General features: G+C 60.2%; 14 protein-coding genes and 1 pseudogene. 6 read left to right on the top strand and 9 right to left on the bottom strand.

Annotated features, from left to right (window positions below; all coding sequences use genetic code 11):
* The first annotated feature begins 4 nt into the window (after positions 1 to 4).
* The 6 genes from AC07VR_RS04700 (at position 5) to AC07VR_RS04725 (ending at position 6,513) form a co-directional block, all read left to right on the top strand.
* Positions 5 to 2,455 (top strand): heavy metal translocating P-type ATPase, encoded by a 2,451-nt coding sequence (locus AC07VR_RS04700; protein ID WP_495010582.1) that lies wholly within the window; start codon positions 5 to 7, stop codon positions 2,453 to 2,455.
* Between the two features lie 22 nt (positions 2,456 to 2,477).
* The gene (gene ccoS / locus AC07VR_RS04705; RefSeq protein WP_494992333.1) at positions 2,478 to 2,711 is read left to right on the top strand and encodes a cbb3-type cytochrome oxidase assembly protein CcoS; all 234 of its coding nucleotides are present in this window, start codon (positions 2,478 to 2,480) and stop codon (positions 2,709 to 2,711) included.
* Positions 2,704 to 3,387: a sulfite exporter TauE/SafE family protein gene (locus tag AC07VR_RS04710; protein ID WP_495010583.1), complete on the top strand. Its 684-nt coding sequence runs from the start codon at positions 2,704 to 2,706 to the stop codon at positions 3,385 to 3,387. The genes ccoS and AC07VR_RS04710 overlap by 8 nt, the downstream gene beginning before the upstream one ends.
* A gap of 234 nt (positions 3,388 to 3,621) precedes the next feature.
* Positions 3,622 to 5,004, top strand: coding sequence for an oxygen-independent coproporphyrinogen III oxidase (gene hemN, locus AC07VR_RS04715; RefSeq protein ID WP_495010584.1), 1,383 nt, complete (start codon positions 3,622 to 3,624; stop codon positions 5,002 to 5,004).
* Positions 5,005 to 5,142: 138 nt separating this feature from the next.
* A complete protein-coding gene (gene fnr, locus AC07VR_RS04720) occupies positions 5,143 to 5,877 on the top strand; it encodes a fumarate/nitrate reduction transcriptional regulator Fnr (RefSeq protein WP_494992336.1) in 735 nt (244 codons plus the stop codon).
* 87 nt (positions 5,878 to 5,964) lie between these two features.
* On the top strand, positions 5,965 to 6,513 hold the full coding sequence (locus tag AC07VR_RS04725) for an adenine phosphoribosyltransferase (protein ID WP_494992337.1): 549 nt from the start codon (positions 5,965 to 5,967) through the stop codon (positions 6,511 to 6,513).
* Between the two features lie 219 nt (positions 6,514 to 6,732).
* Here AC07VR_RS04725 and recR read toward each other — a convergent pair whose 3' ends face one another.
* From recR to AC07VR_RS04770, 9 genes and pseudogenes are all read right to left on the bottom strand, one after another.
* Positions 6,733 to 7,335: a recombination mediator RecR gene (gene recR / locus AC07VR_RS04730; protein WP_494992338.1), complete on the bottom strand. Its 603-nt coding sequence runs from the start codon at positions 7,333 to 7,335 to the stop codon at positions 6,733 to 6,735.
* 91 nt (positions 7,336 to 7,426) lie between these two features.
* Positions 7,427 to 8,860, bottom strand: a complete 1,434-nt coding sequence (locus AC07VR_RS04735) for a sigma-54-dependent transcriptional regulator (RefSeq protein WP_495010585.1) — start codon at positions 8,858 to 8,860, stop codon at positions 7,427 to 7,429.
* Positions 8,835 to 10,286, bottom strand: coding sequence for an ATP-binding protein (locus AC07VR_RS04740; RefSeq protein ID WP_494992340.1), 1,452 nt, complete (start codon positions 10,284 to 10,286; stop codon positions 8,835 to 8,837). Before AC07VR_RS04740 ends, AC07VR_RS04735 begins: the two co-directional genes overlap by 26 nt.
* Before the next feature lie 102 nt (positions 10,287 to 10,388).
* Complete coding sequence (locus AC07VR_RS04745) at positions 10,389 to 11,426, bottom strand: SCO family protein (RefSeq protein WP_494992476.1); 1,038 nt, start codon at positions 11,424 to 11,426, stop codon at positions 10,389 to 10,391.
* Positions 11,427 to 11,496: 70 nt separating this feature from the next.
* A pseudogene (locus AC07VR_RS04750) lies at positions 11,497 to 11,868 on the bottom strand (multicopper oxidase domain-containing protein); the annotation flags it as partial.
* A 287-nt stretch (positions 11,869 to 12,155) separates the two neighbouring features.
* On the bottom strand, positions 12,156 to 13,625 hold the full coding sequence (locus AC07VR_RS04755; protein WP_495010586.1) for a sensor histidine kinase: 1,470 nt from the start codon (positions 13,623 to 13,625) through the stop codon (positions 12,156 to 12,158).
* Between the two features lie 214 nt (positions 13,626 to 13,839).
* On the bottom strand, positions 13,840 to 14,445 hold the full coding sequence (locus AC07VR_RS04760) for a type II secretion system protein (RefSeq protein ID WP_495010587.1): 606 nt from the start codon (positions 14,443 to 14,445) through the stop codon (positions 13,840 to 13,842).
* A complete protein-coding gene (locus AC07VR_RS04765) occupies positions 14,420 to 14,794 on the bottom strand; it encodes a type II secretion system protein (protein ID WP_494992343.1) in 375 nt (124 codons plus the stop codon). Before AC07VR_RS04765 ends, AC07VR_RS04760 begins: the two co-directional genes overlap by 26 nt.
* 4 nt (positions 14,795 to 14,798) lie before the next feature.
* Positions 14,799 to 15,269, bottom strand: coding sequence for a type II secretion system protein (locus AC07VR_RS04770; protein WP_494992344.1), 471 nt, complete (start codon positions 15,267 to 15,269; stop codon positions 14,799 to 14,801).

Below are 15,269 nucleotides of genomic sequence, written 5' to 3' on the forward strand. Positions count from 1 at the left end.
CCCCATGACCACGCCAACCCCCTGCTATCACTGCGCCCTGCCGGTTCCTGCCGGCAGCCGGTTTACCGCAGTCGTTCTCGGCGAAACCCGCGAGCTTTGCTGCCCTGGCTGTCAGGCTGTGGCCGAGGCGATTGTCGCCGGTGGTCTGGAAGGCTATTACAGCCACCGCAGTGAGGCCTCAGCCAACCCCGAAGCCTTGCCGGTGCAATTGGTGGACGAGCTGGCGCTGTACGATCGCGCCGATGTGCAGGAACCTTTTGTCCGCCACGAAGGTGACCTCGCCGAAACCACCCTGTTGATGGAAGGCATCAGTTGCGCCGCTTGCGGCTGGCTGATCGAGAAACACTTGCGCAGCCTGCCGGCGGTGGCCGAAGCGCGGCTGAACCTGTCCAACCATCGGCTGCACGTGCGCTGGGCCGATAGCCAGTTGCCGCTGAGCAAGGTGCTCGGAGAACTGCGGCACATCGGTTATGCCGCGCATCCGTATCAGGCCGACCGTGCTGCCGAACAACTGGCCAGCGAAAACCGCCTGGCCTTGCGACAATTGGGCGTCGCCGGCCTGCTGTGGTTTCAGGCAATGATGGCGACCATGGCCACCTGGCCGGAATTCAATATCGACCTGAGCCCCGAGCTGCACACCATCTTGCGTTGGGTCGCGCTGTTCCTCACCACCCCGATCGTTTTCTACAGCTGCGTGCCCTTCTTCAAAGGCGCCATACGCGACTTGCGTACCCGCCACCTGACAATGGACGTCTCGGTATCGCTGGCGATTGGCAGCGCGTACATCGCCGGTATCTGGACCTCGATCAGCGGAGCGGGCGAGTTGTATTTCGATGCGGTCGGGATGTTTGCACTGTTCCTGCTGGCCGGTCGTTATCTGGAGCGCCGCGCCCGAGAGCGCACGGCCGCCGCCACCGCGCAGCTGGTCAATTTACTCCCCGCCTCTTGCCTGCGCATGAGCGATGACGGTCAGAGCGAGCGCATCCTGCTCAGCGAATTGCGCCTGGGTGACCGGGTGCTGGTGCATCCCGGGGCCATTCTGCCGGCCGACGGCAGGATCCTCGACGGCCAGTCGAGCATCGATGAGTCGCTGCTGACCGGCGAGTACTTGCCACAGCCGCGCACCGTGAGCGACGCGGTTACTGCCGGCACCCTGAACGTCGAAGGCGCGTTGACCGTCGAAGTGCTGGCCTTGGGTCAAGACACACGCTTGTCAGCCATTGTCCGCCTGCTGGAGCGTGCCCAGGCCGAAAAACCCCGACTGGCGGAAATCGCCGACCGCGCCGCGCAATGGTTCCTGCTGCTTTCACTGCTCGCAGCCGCCGCCATTGGCCTGCTGTGGTGGGAGCTGGATTCATCCCGGGCATTCTGGATCGTCCTGGCGATGCTGGTCGCCACTTGCCCTTGCGCCTTGTCCCTGGCCACGCCGACCGCCCTGACCGCCGCCACTGGCACGTTGCACAAACTCGGCCTGCTGCTGACTCGCGGTCATGTGCTGGAAGGCCTGAACCAGATCGACACGGTCATTTTCGACAAGACCGGCACCCTCACCGAAGGTCGTCTGGCGCTGCGTTCGATCCGAACACTGGGCGCATTGAACAGTGACCAGTGCCTGGGCCTTGCCGCTGCTCTGGAAAACCGCTCAGAACATCCGATCGCCCGCGCCTTTGGCCGCGCGCCCCTGGCCGCCGAAGAAGTCCTCAGCACGCCGGGGCTGGGCCTTGAAGGCCTGGTAGGTGAGCAGCGACTGCGGATCGGCCAACCGGTGTTTGTTTGTGAGCTCAGCGGCTGCTCGATACCGGCGATGCCCGATGAGCCAGGCCAATGGCTGCTGCTCGGCGATAGCCAGGGCGCATTGGCCTGGTTCGTCCTTGACGACCGCTTGCGTGCCGACGCTCCCACCCTGCTCGCCGCCTGCAAGGCCCGTGGCTGGCGCACGCTGCTGCTGTCCGGCGACAGCTCACCGATGGTCGCCAGCGTCGCCTTTGAGCTGGGCATCGACGAAGCCCGTGGCGGTCTGCGTCCCGATGACAAGCTGCAAGTGCTGCAACAGTTGCATAAAGAAGGTCGCAAGGTGTTGATGCTTGGCGACGGGGTGAATGACGTACCGGTGCTGGCCGCCGCGGATATCAGCGTGGCCATGGGTTCGGCCACCGATCTGGCGAAAACCAGCGCCGATGCGGTGCTGCTGTCCAATCGCCTTGACGCGCTGGTGCAAGCGTTCAGCCTGGCTCGACGCACGCGCCGGGTAATCATCGAGAACCTGCTGTGGGCCGGGCTGTACAATGGCCTCATGTTGCCGTTCGCCGCCCTCGGCTGGATCACGCCGGTCTGGGCGGCGATCGGCATGTCGCTCAGTTCGTTGACCGTGGTGTTGAATGCGCTGCGTCTGACTCGTATGCCGAGAACGCCAGCCGCCAACACCACCCCAGCAACCCGCCCGCTGCCGGCCTGAGCCGCGCGGGCATGGAGTTCACATGCCAGCTCTCTACGTGATGATCCCGGCCGCGCTGCTGATCGTGGCCATCGCTATCTACATCTTCTTCTGGGCGGTCGACAGCGGTCAGTACGACGACCTCGACGGCCCGGCCCACAGCATTCTGTTCGACGACCAGGACCCGAACCATCAGGCCGCCGTCGACGAAGCCAGTGGCCACCCGCCTGCCGCCACTGCGTCCCAATCAAAAGACAAGGCCCCGCCCCATGCTTGAGCTGGCTCCGCTTCTGGTTTCCGCAGTGATCCTCGGCTTGCTGGGTGGCGGTCATTGTCTGGGGATGTGTGGCGGCCTGATGGGCGCGCTGACCCTGGCAATTCCCAAGGAGCAACGCAGCCGACGCTTTCGCCTACTGCTGGCGTACAACCTGGGACGAATTCTCAGCTATGCAACGGCCGGCCTGCTGATCGGACTTGCGGGTTGGGCAGTCGCCAGCAGCCCGGCGGCGATGCTCATGCGAGTTCTTGCCGGACTGCTGCTGATCGCCATGGGCCTGTACCTGGCTGGCTGGTGGAGCGGCCTGACCCGTATCGAAAGCCTCGGACGCGGCCTCTGGAAGCATATCCAGCCGATTGCCAACCGCTTGCTGCCGGTGTCGAGCCTGCCCCGTGCCTTGTTGCTGGGCGCGCTTTGGGGCTGGCTGCCATGCGGTTTGGTCTACAGCACGCTGCTCTGGTCCGCCAGCCAGGGCAATGCCCTGGACAGCGCGCTGCTGATGCTCGCCTTCGGGCTCGGTACCTGGCCGGTGCTGCTTGCCACTGGCCTGGCCGCCGAGCGGGTTACGGCACTCTTGCGCAAAAAAAGTGTGCGCATGAGCGGCGGATTGTTGGTGATGCTGTTTGGCATCTGGACGCTGCCGGGGCCGCATCAGCATTGGCTCATGGGGCATTAAATCGGCGGCGCGCCCATCGCGAGCAAGCTCGCTCCTACAGTTGATCTCCGGTGTACACAAATTTTGTGCACGACATCGAGCAAATGTAGGAGCGAGCTTGCTCGCGATGGCGTCATCCCTGGCGAACACAATCTCAGCGCAGAGGCCCAACCACCGTTGATGCAAATCAACATGCCGCTCCTGTGAACCCCCTAGACTCGCGAACACTGCCAGCCTATCCGGGGGAATGCCCGCATGCTCGACGCCATTCGTTGGGACACAGATCTGATCCGCCGCTATGACCTGGCGGGACCGCGCTACACCTCGTACCCGACTGCGGTGCAATTCAACAGTCAGGTCGGCACCTTCGACCTGCTCCACGCCCTGCGCGAAAGCCGCAAGGCACTGCGACCGTTGTCGCTGTATGTGCATGTGCCGTTCTGCGCGAACATTTGCTACTACTGCGCCTGTAACAAGGTCATCACCAAGGACCGTGGTCGTGCCTTGCCCTATTTGCAGCGCCTGGAGCAAGAGATCCAGCTGATTGCCTGCCACCTCGACCCGAACCAGAAGGTCGAGCAACTGCACTTTGGCGGCGGCACTCCGACCTTTCTCAGCCATGACGAGCTGCGCCAACTGATGGCCCGGTTGCGCAAGCACTTCAATCTGCTGGACGATGACTCCGGCGACTACGGCATCGAAATCGATCCTCGGGAAGCCGACTGGTCGACCATGGGCTTGCTCCGCGAACTGGGTTTGAACCGCGTCAGCATCGGCGTGCAGGACCTCGACCCGGCGGTCCAGCGGGCAGTCAATCGCCTGCAAAGCCTGGAAGAAACCCGTGCGGTGATCGACGCCGCCCGTACCTTGCAGTTTCGTTCGATCAACATCGACCTGATCTACGGCCTGCCCAAGCAAACACCGGACAACTTCGCCCGCACCGTGGACGAAGTCATCAACCTGCAACCGGACCGGCTCTCAGTGTTCAACTACGCGCATTTGCCTGAGCGCTTCATGCCGCAACGGCGGATCAACGGCAACGACCTTCCGGCCCCCGCCGAAAAGCTGGAAATGCTGCAACGCACGATCGAGCAGCTGACCGCGGCGGGTTACCGATACATCGGCATGGATCACTTCGCCCTGCCTGACGACGAGCTGGCCATTGCTCAGGAAGAGTCGACCTTGCAACGCAACTTCCAGGGCTATACCACCCATGGTCATTGCGATTTGATCGGCCTCGGCGTATCGGCCATCAGCCAGATCGGTGACCTGTACTGCCAGAACAGCAGCGATCTGAACCACTACCAGAACGCCTTGGGCGGCACGCAACTGGCCACCAGCCGCGGTCTGATATGCAATCGGGACGATCGCCTGCGTCGGGAAGTGATTCAGCAATTGATTTGTCATTTCAGCCTGGAATTCGCGGTGATCGAACAGGCCTTCAATATCGATTTTCGCGGTTACTTCGCCGATCTCTGGCCGCCGTTACAAGCCATGGCCGGGGATGGCCTGATCGAACTCGACAATGAGCGGATCAGCGTGTTGCCAGCCGGGCGGCTGCTGGTACGTTCGGTGTGCATGGTCTTTGATGCGTACCTGGAACAGCAGAATCGCCAACGCTTCTCACGAGTGATTTAGGACTTCATCTCCCAGGTGGCCATCAACCGATCACCCGATACCCTATGACAATATGCCATCATGGCGCAGGCTGGCCTCAACGTCCCCCCGTGGGTTACCCTTACGTCTTATGTGTGTTTTCTCACAAGGATTTAAGAAATGTCCGAGCCAGTTAAGCTGCGCGCTCACAACCAGGCCCATTGCAAGGATTGCAGCCTGGCCCCCCTCTGCCTGCCACTTTCTCTGAATCTGGAAGACATGGATGCGCTGGACGAAATCGTCAAACGTGGTCGCCCGCTGAAAAAAGGCGAATTCCTTTTTCGCCAGGGCGATGAGTTCGATTCCGTCTATGCAGTACGCTCCGGGGCCTTGAAAACCTTCAGCCTGAGCGACAGCGGCGAGGAACAGATTACCGGCTTCCACCTGCCCAGCGAACTGGTCGGCCTGTCGGGCATGGACACCGAAAAACACCCGGTGTCGGCACAAGTGCTGGAAACCACTTCGGTCTGTGAAATCCCCTTCGAACGCCTCGACGAACTGGCACTGCTACTGCCGCAACTGCGCCGCCAGTTGATGCGCGTGATGAGCCGCGAGATTCGTGACGACCAGCAAATGATGCTGCTGCTCTCGAAAAAAACCGCCGACGAGCGCATCGCCACTTTCCTGGTCAACCTGTCGGCGCGTTTCCGCGCTCGCGGGTTCTCGGCCAATCAGTTCCGTCTGAGCATGTCGCGCAACGAAATCGGTAACTACCTGGGTCTGGCGGTGGAAACCGTGTCCCGGGTGTTCACCCGTTTCCAGCAGAACGAGCTGATCGCTGCCGAAGGCAAGGAAGTGCACATTCTCGATCCGATCCAGCTCTGCGCCCTGGCCGGTGGCTCGCTGGAGGGCTGATCCAGCCACCTTGCGGCCGAGCGAACAGGCTCGGCCGGGTTTATACTGTCGAGCTGCCCTTCTCCAGCCCGCCAGGACACTTCGACGATGGTCTTCGACTCCTTCGACATCAAATCCCTGATCCGCCCGGTGATCGACTTCCCCAAGCCTGGGGTGATCTTTCGCGACATCACGCCACTGTTCCAGTCGCCAAAAGCCTTGCGTCTGGTGGCGGACAGCTTTGCCCATCGTTATGTCGAAGCCGACTTCACGCACATCGGCGCGATGGATGCCCGTGGTTTCCTGATCGGCTCGATCCTCGCTTATCAGTTGAACAAACCGCTGATTCTGTTCCGCAAGCAAGGCAAATTGCCCGCCGAAGTACTTAGCGAGGGCTATCAGACTGAATACGGCGAAGCCTTCCTTGAAGTCCACGCCGACAGCCTGTGTGAAGGCGACTCGGTGCTGATGTGCGATGATTTGATCGCCACCGGCGGCACCCTGATTGCCGCAGCCAACCTGGTTCGCCGCATGGGCGCACGGATCTTCGAAGCCGCAGCGATTATCGATCTGCCTGAACTGGGCGGCTCTCAGCGCCTGGAAGACATGGGCATACCGACCTTCTGCCTGACGCAGTTTGCGTTAGCGGATAAGTAAGGCGTCGTCTGTACTGACGCCATCGCGAGCAAGCTCGCTCCTACTGGATCACCTGCGGACACATATTTTGTGTACACCAGTGATTGAATGTAGGAGCGAGCTTGCTCGCGATGGGATGACCGCCACACCGCACTCTCAAAACCTGTCAATGCCCCATCACCCGTGAGACCGACTTGCCCGCGATGGCGATGGGGCTGACACCATCACCTTGACCAATGACTACAATGCGATCGGCTTACGCCCGGCAAACGAATGCGCCAGAGTGCCGCCATCCACCAGCTCCAGTTCGCCACCCAACGGCACGCCATGGGCGATGCGCGAGGTGATCAGGCCTTTGTTGGTCAGCAACTGCGCGATGTAATGGGCCGTGGCTTCGCCTTCAACCGTCGGGTTGGTGGCGAGAATGATTTCGGTGAAGCTGCCCTGCTCTTCGATCCGCGCCATCAATTGCGGAATGCCGATGGCCTCTGGGCCGAGCCCGTCGAGCGGCGACAAATGGCCCTTGAGCACAAAGTAGCGTCCGCGAAAACCGGTCTGCTCTACCGCATACACGTCCATCGGCCCTTCAACCACACACAATATCGTGTCATCGCGGCGCGGATCGGCGCATTGCGGGCAAAGATCGTCTTCAGTGAGCGTGCGGCACAAACGACAATGCCCGACTCCTTCCATGGCCTGGCTCAAGGCCTGAGCCAGCCGCGAACCACCGCTGCGATCACGCTCAAGCAGTTGCAGCGCCATACGCTGGGCAGTTTTCTGACCCACTCCCGGCAAAATGCGCAGAGCATCGATCAGTTGGCGAATCAGGGGGCTGAAGCTCATGGGCAAAGGTCCGACAAAACAACGAGACGCGGTTTATACTCGCGCCTCAGTTCACCGTCAAATACACACGGCGTCCGTTCGCCCGAAGGCGTCACCATTGCCGCTTGTCCGGCCGGGCGAGACCCAGTTTTTCAATCCGGTAGCGTAGCATGTCACGGCTCAAGCCCAGCAAGCGTGCCGACTTGGTGACATTCCAGTCGGTCCTGTCGAGCACTTTCCTGACCATGTCCCGCTCGACTTCCGGCAGGTTCATGGACGTCATGTCTTCACCGTGGTTGTACGCCTCAGATTGAGGTTGAGGCTGTACCGACAGGCTCAGTGGCTCGTCGACCAGGCTCAGGCAGACGTTCAACTGGCTCGGCCCAACCATCTCATGGACAGCCAACAGTACCGTCTGCTCAAGCATGTTGCGCAGTTCACGTACATTGCCGGGCCAGCTGTAACCGCGCAACAGAGCCTCCGCCTGCGGGCTGAAATACAGGTTGGGTTTGCCATAGCGCTTGCCATGATGAGCGAGAAAATGCGTGGCCAGTTTCAACACGTCTTCGCCGCGAGTACTCAGGCGCGGAACCTTGATGGAAATGATGCGTAAACGGAAAAACAAATCCCGGCGAAACTTGCCCTGCTGCACCATCTGTTCGAGGTTGCAGTTGGTCGCGCTGATGATCCGCAAGTCGACCTTGCGCTCCTTGACCGCGCCGATCCGGCGAATGGTGCGGTCTTCCAGCAACTTGAGCAGCTTGGCCTGCAGCAGCAGATCCATTTCACCGATTTCATCGAGAAACAACGTACCGCCATCGGCGGCTTCGACGAGGCCGATCCGACGATCCCTGGCGTCGGTGAATGCACCTTTTTCGTGGCCGAACAATTCGGCTTCCAGAAGGTTGGAGGGAATAGAGGCACAGTTGAACTCGATGAACGGGCCCTTGCTGCGTGGTCCGTCAAAATGCAGCGCGCGGGCCACCAGCTCTTTGCCCGTGCCGGTGTCACCTTCTACCAGCACCGGCGGCAAGTCGCCGCTGGCCATGCGCCGTTCGGCATCGAGCAACTGGCCGATGGTGTTTTTCATCGCCAGCATCACCGGGGAATCGCCGATCAGCGCCTGCACCCCCGACTTCTGCGCCTCGCGTTCCTGATAGAACGTCAGCGTGCGCTCCAGACGGTCAGCGGCCAGCGCCTTGTCCAGCAACAGCTTGAGTTCCGCCAGCGCCACCGGCTTGGTCAGGTAGTGAAAGGCGCCTTCTTTCATCGCCGTCACGGCATCTTCGACATTGCCATAGCCGGTCATCATGATCACTTTCAGGTCCGGCGCGCTGACCCGCAGACGCTGAATCAATTCGTGCCCACTCATGCCGGGCAGCGAGTTATCGGTCAGCACCGCATCCGGCTGACAGGTCTGCAGGCATTCAAGCGCCTCTTCAGCCGAATGGCAGATAGTGACCTCGAAGTCCTTGCGCTCCAGAAACGTCTGAATATTTTCGGCGAGGAGCTGATCATCCTCAACCAACAGAATACTGTGTTCCACGGTCTCCTCCCGTCACCTTGAAAATCAGGCTTATTCGGGTTCCTTCCTGTTCCCGGCTGGTCAGGCTGACCGAGCCATTGAATCGCTCCATGACACGTTTGACCAGCATAAGGCCAACGCCGAGGCCCCCCTGCTTGGTGGTGAAAAACGGTTTGAACGCCATGCGTACTTGCTGCCGGGTCATGCCTTTGCCGGTATCGGTCAAGGTCATTCGCACGTGCCCATCCGCCGCCGGCTCGACCTCGATCATCAGTAATCCCCCGTCCGCCATGGCTTCCAGGGCATTGGCGAACAGACTATTGAGTATCTGGACCAGGTGCATGTGCTGACTGACGACTGAGGGCAGCGGCGGTATCGACAGATGGACCCGGACATTGGCGCTCTTGATTTGCTGGTCGAAGGCCTGCACGACTTCCTCGATGGCCAGTCCCAGGTCGACTGCCTCGCTATCGGAGTTCAACGGTTGCAGCGAGACCAACAACTCGCGTACCCAGCGAGACATGCGATCGACCTGGTTGATGATGTCGGAAATGTTCTTTTGCGCAGGCTGGCTGGAGATTTCCTGGGCCAGTTCGGCACTGGATCGAATGGTCGCCAGCGGATTACGCAGGCTATGGGCGACGGCCGAGGACATTTCACCCAGCGCGACAAAGGTTTCGCTGGTGATCAGTTGTTTCTGTTGCGACTGCAGCATCCGCGCGGCCCGCCGCACGATCCAGAACAGCCCGAAATAGATCAGGCAGCCTCCGAGGATCGTCGCCACCCAGATCAGCTTGAAACCGCGCTGGATACGCAAAACCAGATCCTGAGGTTCCTTGTAGATCTCGACCGTGGCCAGGACCTTGTCACCGGCGGCGTCGAACATTGGAATATAGTGTTCGATAAACAGGTACCTGGGGTGGCGAAGGAACTTCTGCTCCTGACGACTCTCATCGGTCTTATGGTATTCGGATGAAACCTGCACTTTCGATCCGAACGACTCGTCCAGATCCTTGTCGCCCTCGATCCGTACGCCGATCAACGCCGGGTTGGTCGACCAGATGATCGTTCGATCCCGGGCATAGACAGTGGCCATCAGAATGTCCGGCAAGTGTTGGATATGGTCGAGGAACTCCCCCCGGGCCGCGATAATGCGATCGCGATCAAGTTCGGTCCGGGCGCTCAAATCGCGGATATCCAGTAGATTGCCGATGGTCTGGCTTGGCGGAATACCGACGTGTCGGACTTCCGCTGCGCCTATGGTATGGATGAACTGTGCCGTCAGCAGTCCGTCGCGTTGGACACTCTCACTGACCACCAGACGTGTGGAGGTATATCCGAGCCCCACGGCGACGGCGGCGATGATGAACAGGCTGGCCAGGGAGAACCAGTACAGAAGGTTGAACGGTCCCTGGGCGAATATTTTATTGTGCTTGAGCACCTGCATAAGGTACGTCCTGGATGCTTGCCTGGAACCTTATCGTCGACACCCCGTCAGCAGTCGAAAATCATTACCTATAACAGGGCTCGCCTTAATAGTAGTCAGCCGCTACTGGATCATAGGCTGGATTCTCGGCTCGTGGCCGGAATGATCCATGTGATCCATGTGATCCATGTGATCCATTTGGTGTATTTGGTGCACATGCGCCTCGACTGCCTGAACCGTTGGCGGGTGCTGGCGGTCGGTCTCTTCCTGCAAGTACGTCAGCACCGCTGCGGCGGCGGTCTCGTCAAGGCGCAGATTGGGCATGGCCACCCGGCTGTAACGCTCGAACAACTCCAGCGCCAGCGGATCCTTCTCGGCCAGCAGCCGGTCGGGTTCCCTGATCCAGCGACTGAGCCAAAGCGGGTCGCGTTGACGGGTCACGTCCAACAGATCGGGACCTATCGAACGCAGACCAACGCCCTGCCCGTCCAGCACTCCCAGCGTATGGCAGGAAGCGCAGCGGGTGCGAAATAGCTCCTCACCCATGCTCGGCGGGCGAATTTGCGGCGCATCGGCATAGCTGCCCTCTTGGCTTGCGACCTTCCAGTTCTGCAGGCTGTTGCCGAGCTGGTCAGCCAGAATCCACGGATTTTCAAACGGTGAGGCTTTCATCCAGCGGCCGGTGGCCTGGTTGCCGACGATCAGGCTGAGGTTGTGATCCTTGCTGCGGCCGTTGTCGACGCCATCGATAAACAGGCCGAGTTTTTTCCGTAGCTGAGTAATCTCTTCATTGTCGCCGGTCAGGAACAACCAGCCCGGCGCAACCTTGAACTTCTGCGCATAGTTTTTGAGGACTGGCGGTGTATCGGTCTGCGGGTCGATGCTGATGGAGTAGAAAAACACATCGCGCCCTACCCGCTCGCCCAACAACTGTTGAACCTGGCGCAAGCGGGCGGTTTCCAGCGGACACGAGTCGGTGCACGAGGTGAAGATGAAGTTGATCACCACCACCTTGTCCTTGATCAGATCGTCGAAAAAGCGCAGCTGTCGGCCATCCTGATCAGTCAGCAACGTATTGGGGAAATAGTCCGCCCCCCAGGGCGTGGCCGATGGCACGTTATCGGCCAGCGCCAGGCTGCTCAGGGTACAGGTCAGGAGCATCAGGGCTCGCTGCGTCCAGACTGTCCAGCCATGCTGACGATTGAGTTGCATGACATCGCCTCCTCGGTGGCTAGTTGCTGACCTTGACTTGCGGGCCCCAGCCATCACCGTTGCGGCAGGTCGGCAGCGCAGCGGAATTCACGTACCTGACGCCATCCCGGGACGGCAACGGCGTGGGCATCAACTGGAACTGTCCAGGGTGTTCGATATTCCGGCGCAGTAGCATCGAGTTGTCCTCATGCCGGGTGTTATGACAGTGCTCCATGTAGGTGGCGGCAAACTCGCGGAAGTTGATCACGAACTCGACGTTATCCTTGCCATCGTCTTTGCTGCCGATGCGATAGACGTCCTTGCGCGCCCACTTTTCCCACTCCGACGGGGCCTTGCCACCGCGGCTGAGAATGATCCCTTCCTCGAAGTCCACGTGCACCGGGTGCCTCCATCAATGGGACTGGCATAGAGATCCAGGCACCCCATCAGCATCAACATCACACCCGAAAGGCGCGATACAGTGGCTCGAAAAAAGCTCGAACACGGTTGCCTGTCCATCCTCGTCACCCTGAAATCGTGCAGGGGATAAATGCAACTGAGCAAATACCTCGCCAGAGTCGTGACAAAATATGCACAGATAAAAAAATCAATACAAAACAAATGATTAGAAATAATCCAGACTAAACAACAGGGGAAAAAACTGGGGAATGGGCCCCATAGGCGGGGAAACACTTACACCTAAGTTGAGCAACCGGTTTCTGCTGCCACCTTGAATCGCAGGCTCACGCAAGTGCCCTGCTGTTCACGACTGTTCAAGGTGACCGAACCGCCGAAGCGCTCCATGATGCGTTTGACCAGCATCAAACCGACCCCCAATCCGCCCTGCTTGGTGGTATAGAACGGCTTGAACACCATGCGTTTCTGTTGCGCACTCATGCCATTGCCCGTATCGGCGAGGGTCAGCAACAGACCCCCGGCGTTTTGCTGGATCCCGATGCTCAGCACCCCGCCCGCGCTCATGGCCTCCAGCGCGTTGGCGATGACGCTGTTGAGTATCTGACTGAGCAATACCTCCTGGCTGAGCACCAAAGGCACCTGCGCGGGTTCGAAGTTCACCTGAACCCCGGCTCGGGCGATCTGTTGTTCGAATGCCTGAAGGCTGTCACGCACGGTGGCCACCAGATCCACCGCGTCGGCCTCTTCATTGAGCGGGCGTAGCGACTGTAGGAGCTCGCGAACCCATTTCGACATGCGGTCTACCTGGTTGACGATGTCGGTGATGTTCTTGTGCGCCGGACCGGTTTCAATGCCTTGTACCAACTCGGCACTCGAGCGAATGGACGCCAATGGATTTCGCAGGCTATGGGCGACCGCCGAGGACATCTCGCCGAGGGCGACGAAGGTTTCATTGGTGATCAGTTGCTTCTGCTGTGCGGCCAGCAAATCCGCGGCGCGGCGCATGAGCCAATGCAGACCGAAATAGATCAGTGCGCCACTCAGCAGCGTCGCCAGCCAGACCAGGATCAGCCCGCGCATCATTTGGATAATCAGATCCTTGGGCTCCTTGTAGACCTCGACCATGACCATGACCTTGTTCTCGTCGACATCGAAGAGCGGAACGTAGTTCTCGATGAAAAACGAATCCGGGACAACCGGAAATTTCCGCTGCGCCCGAGCGTTGTCGCCGTCATGGTAGCTGATGAAAACATTGGCCTTGAGACGAAAGGCCTCCTCGAGATCATCGTCATCGATGATCCGCTGGCCAATCAACTGCGCATTGGTCGACCAGATGATCGTCCGGTCGGGCGCGTAAACGTTGGCCAGCAACACGTCCGGCAAATGCTCGACATGGTCGAAAAACTGCCAACGCGAGTTCATCCGCTTTTGCACGACGATGTCGGGGTAGTCCTTGTCCTGACGCGGATCGAGCAACTCACCCATGGTCCGCACGTCCGGTATCGAGGTGTACCGCACCTCCGTCGAAGCGATGGCCTGGATGAACTGGGAGGTCAGCAACGCATCACGCTGGACACATTCAACCACCACAAAGCGGGTGGAGAGCCCCCCCAGCACCACTACCACCGAGCCAACGACGACCAGGCTTACCCAGGAAAACCAGCGCAGCAGGATGAAGCGCTGTTGCGCTTCAGCGGGTTGCTCTTTGGTCGCTTCCGGATCGAGCGAGGCAGCGTGCTCGTGTGTCTGCATGATGGATGTCCGGGGGCATTTGCATTGGTTATAGCTCAATGCGCAGCACTGCGTCGGCTTGGTCCGCCCCCGCTTGTCCCCCAACCCGAGGGGGCAGCCACCCAGTCCCGGCGAGACTGCGCCGCGCTCCTACAGTGCCGCGAAGGCTTGAGTACAAGGGTTTGCGGTTAAACCCGCGCATTTGTATGAAGCTGCCGACTCCCCTTGTCAGGACTCAGGGGCTCTGCGGACTCAATGGACTGGACGGACTCAATGGACTCAATGGACTGGACGGACTTAACGGACTCAGCGGACTCAGCGGACTGGACGAGCCTGTCGCCGCGCCACCCGCGTTGTCGAGGAAGTCTTTTTGCGCGATGAACTGCCAGTCTGAGTAATGGTTCATGCCGTTGAAATCGACCCATTCGGCGGGAAAGCCTGCCTGCTTCAGCGGCTGCTCCTGGGACTGGCTGTAGACACCGGTGATGCGGTTGTCGAAACCACGCAACAAACCCCATTCACCGGTGCTGCCGATCGGGTCCGGATAGAGCCGGCGCAAGTGCCGTTTGGGGGACGGAAAGCGGTGATCTTCGAGCAGTTCTTCCAGTTTTTCAGGGTACTGCGCCAGGCCCGGCGAACTGCGGTAATAACTGAGCAGCGCCTGGGCGTACTGAGTGCCGACCCAGAGCAGTTCACGCTCGTGGTCGCGGCGGGCGACGTTCGACCAGACCTGGCCGGTGCTGGCCAATGCCGCGCCCATCAAGACGATCAAAAACAGCATGCCCAGGTAAGTGAACCCCTGTTGACGTTGCCCACTACCACTGCGAATAGAGGCTGCCATCACGCGCCCTCCCGGTGGCTCCGCTCTTGACGTCGGCGACCCCGCCGGCAACACCGGCCGGTGGTGACACCAGTACCCAGAGATCCTTGCGTTGAGTGATCGGGTCCAGCGGCTGGCTGCGCAAGTAGCGCTGCTCCACCAACTGGTCGATGGAATCGGGATAACGCCCGGTGTCGCCGTAGTAGTGATCCAGCGCCTCGCGCATCACCGCCAGGCTCTGGCGCAACGTGGTTTCCCGGGAGTTTTCCAGGCTGGTGAAGTAGCGCGGCACGGCAATCGTCATCAGCGTGGCGATGATGGCCATGACCACCATCAACTCGATCAGGGTAAAACCTTTGCTCTGGCGCATACGTTCACCACTCTTTGTAGGCGATGTCGTTGAGGCCCTTGCCATGGGCCAGCGAATACACGTCGAATACGTCTTCGCCTTCGTGCGGGCTCTGGGCGGAACTGCCATAGGAGCGCAGTCCCCAGCCGTCCTTGTCGTTGTGCTTCGCCGTGACGAAGGGATCGCGCGGCAGACGTCGCAGGAAATAGAACTTGGCGCCTTTGGCGCTGCGCACGTCACGCACGCCCTCCACCAGCACCTGCAGGCTGGGCGGATAGCCGTTGCTGCTGACGGACTTTTCGATGTACCCGGCATCGGACGCACGCTTGTAGGCATCGATGGCATCGCGAATCTGATACAGCGCGGTCTTCAGTTCCTGCTCCTTGCCCCGCCGCACCACGGTTTCGGTCAGGGGCGCAGCGATACCCGCGAGTAGCCCGATCAGCGCCAGCGTGACCACCACTTCGATCAGCGTGAACCCTTGGCTGCGTTTCAT

The organism is Pseudomonas sp. GW821-FHT02H09 (assembly GCF_059421425.1).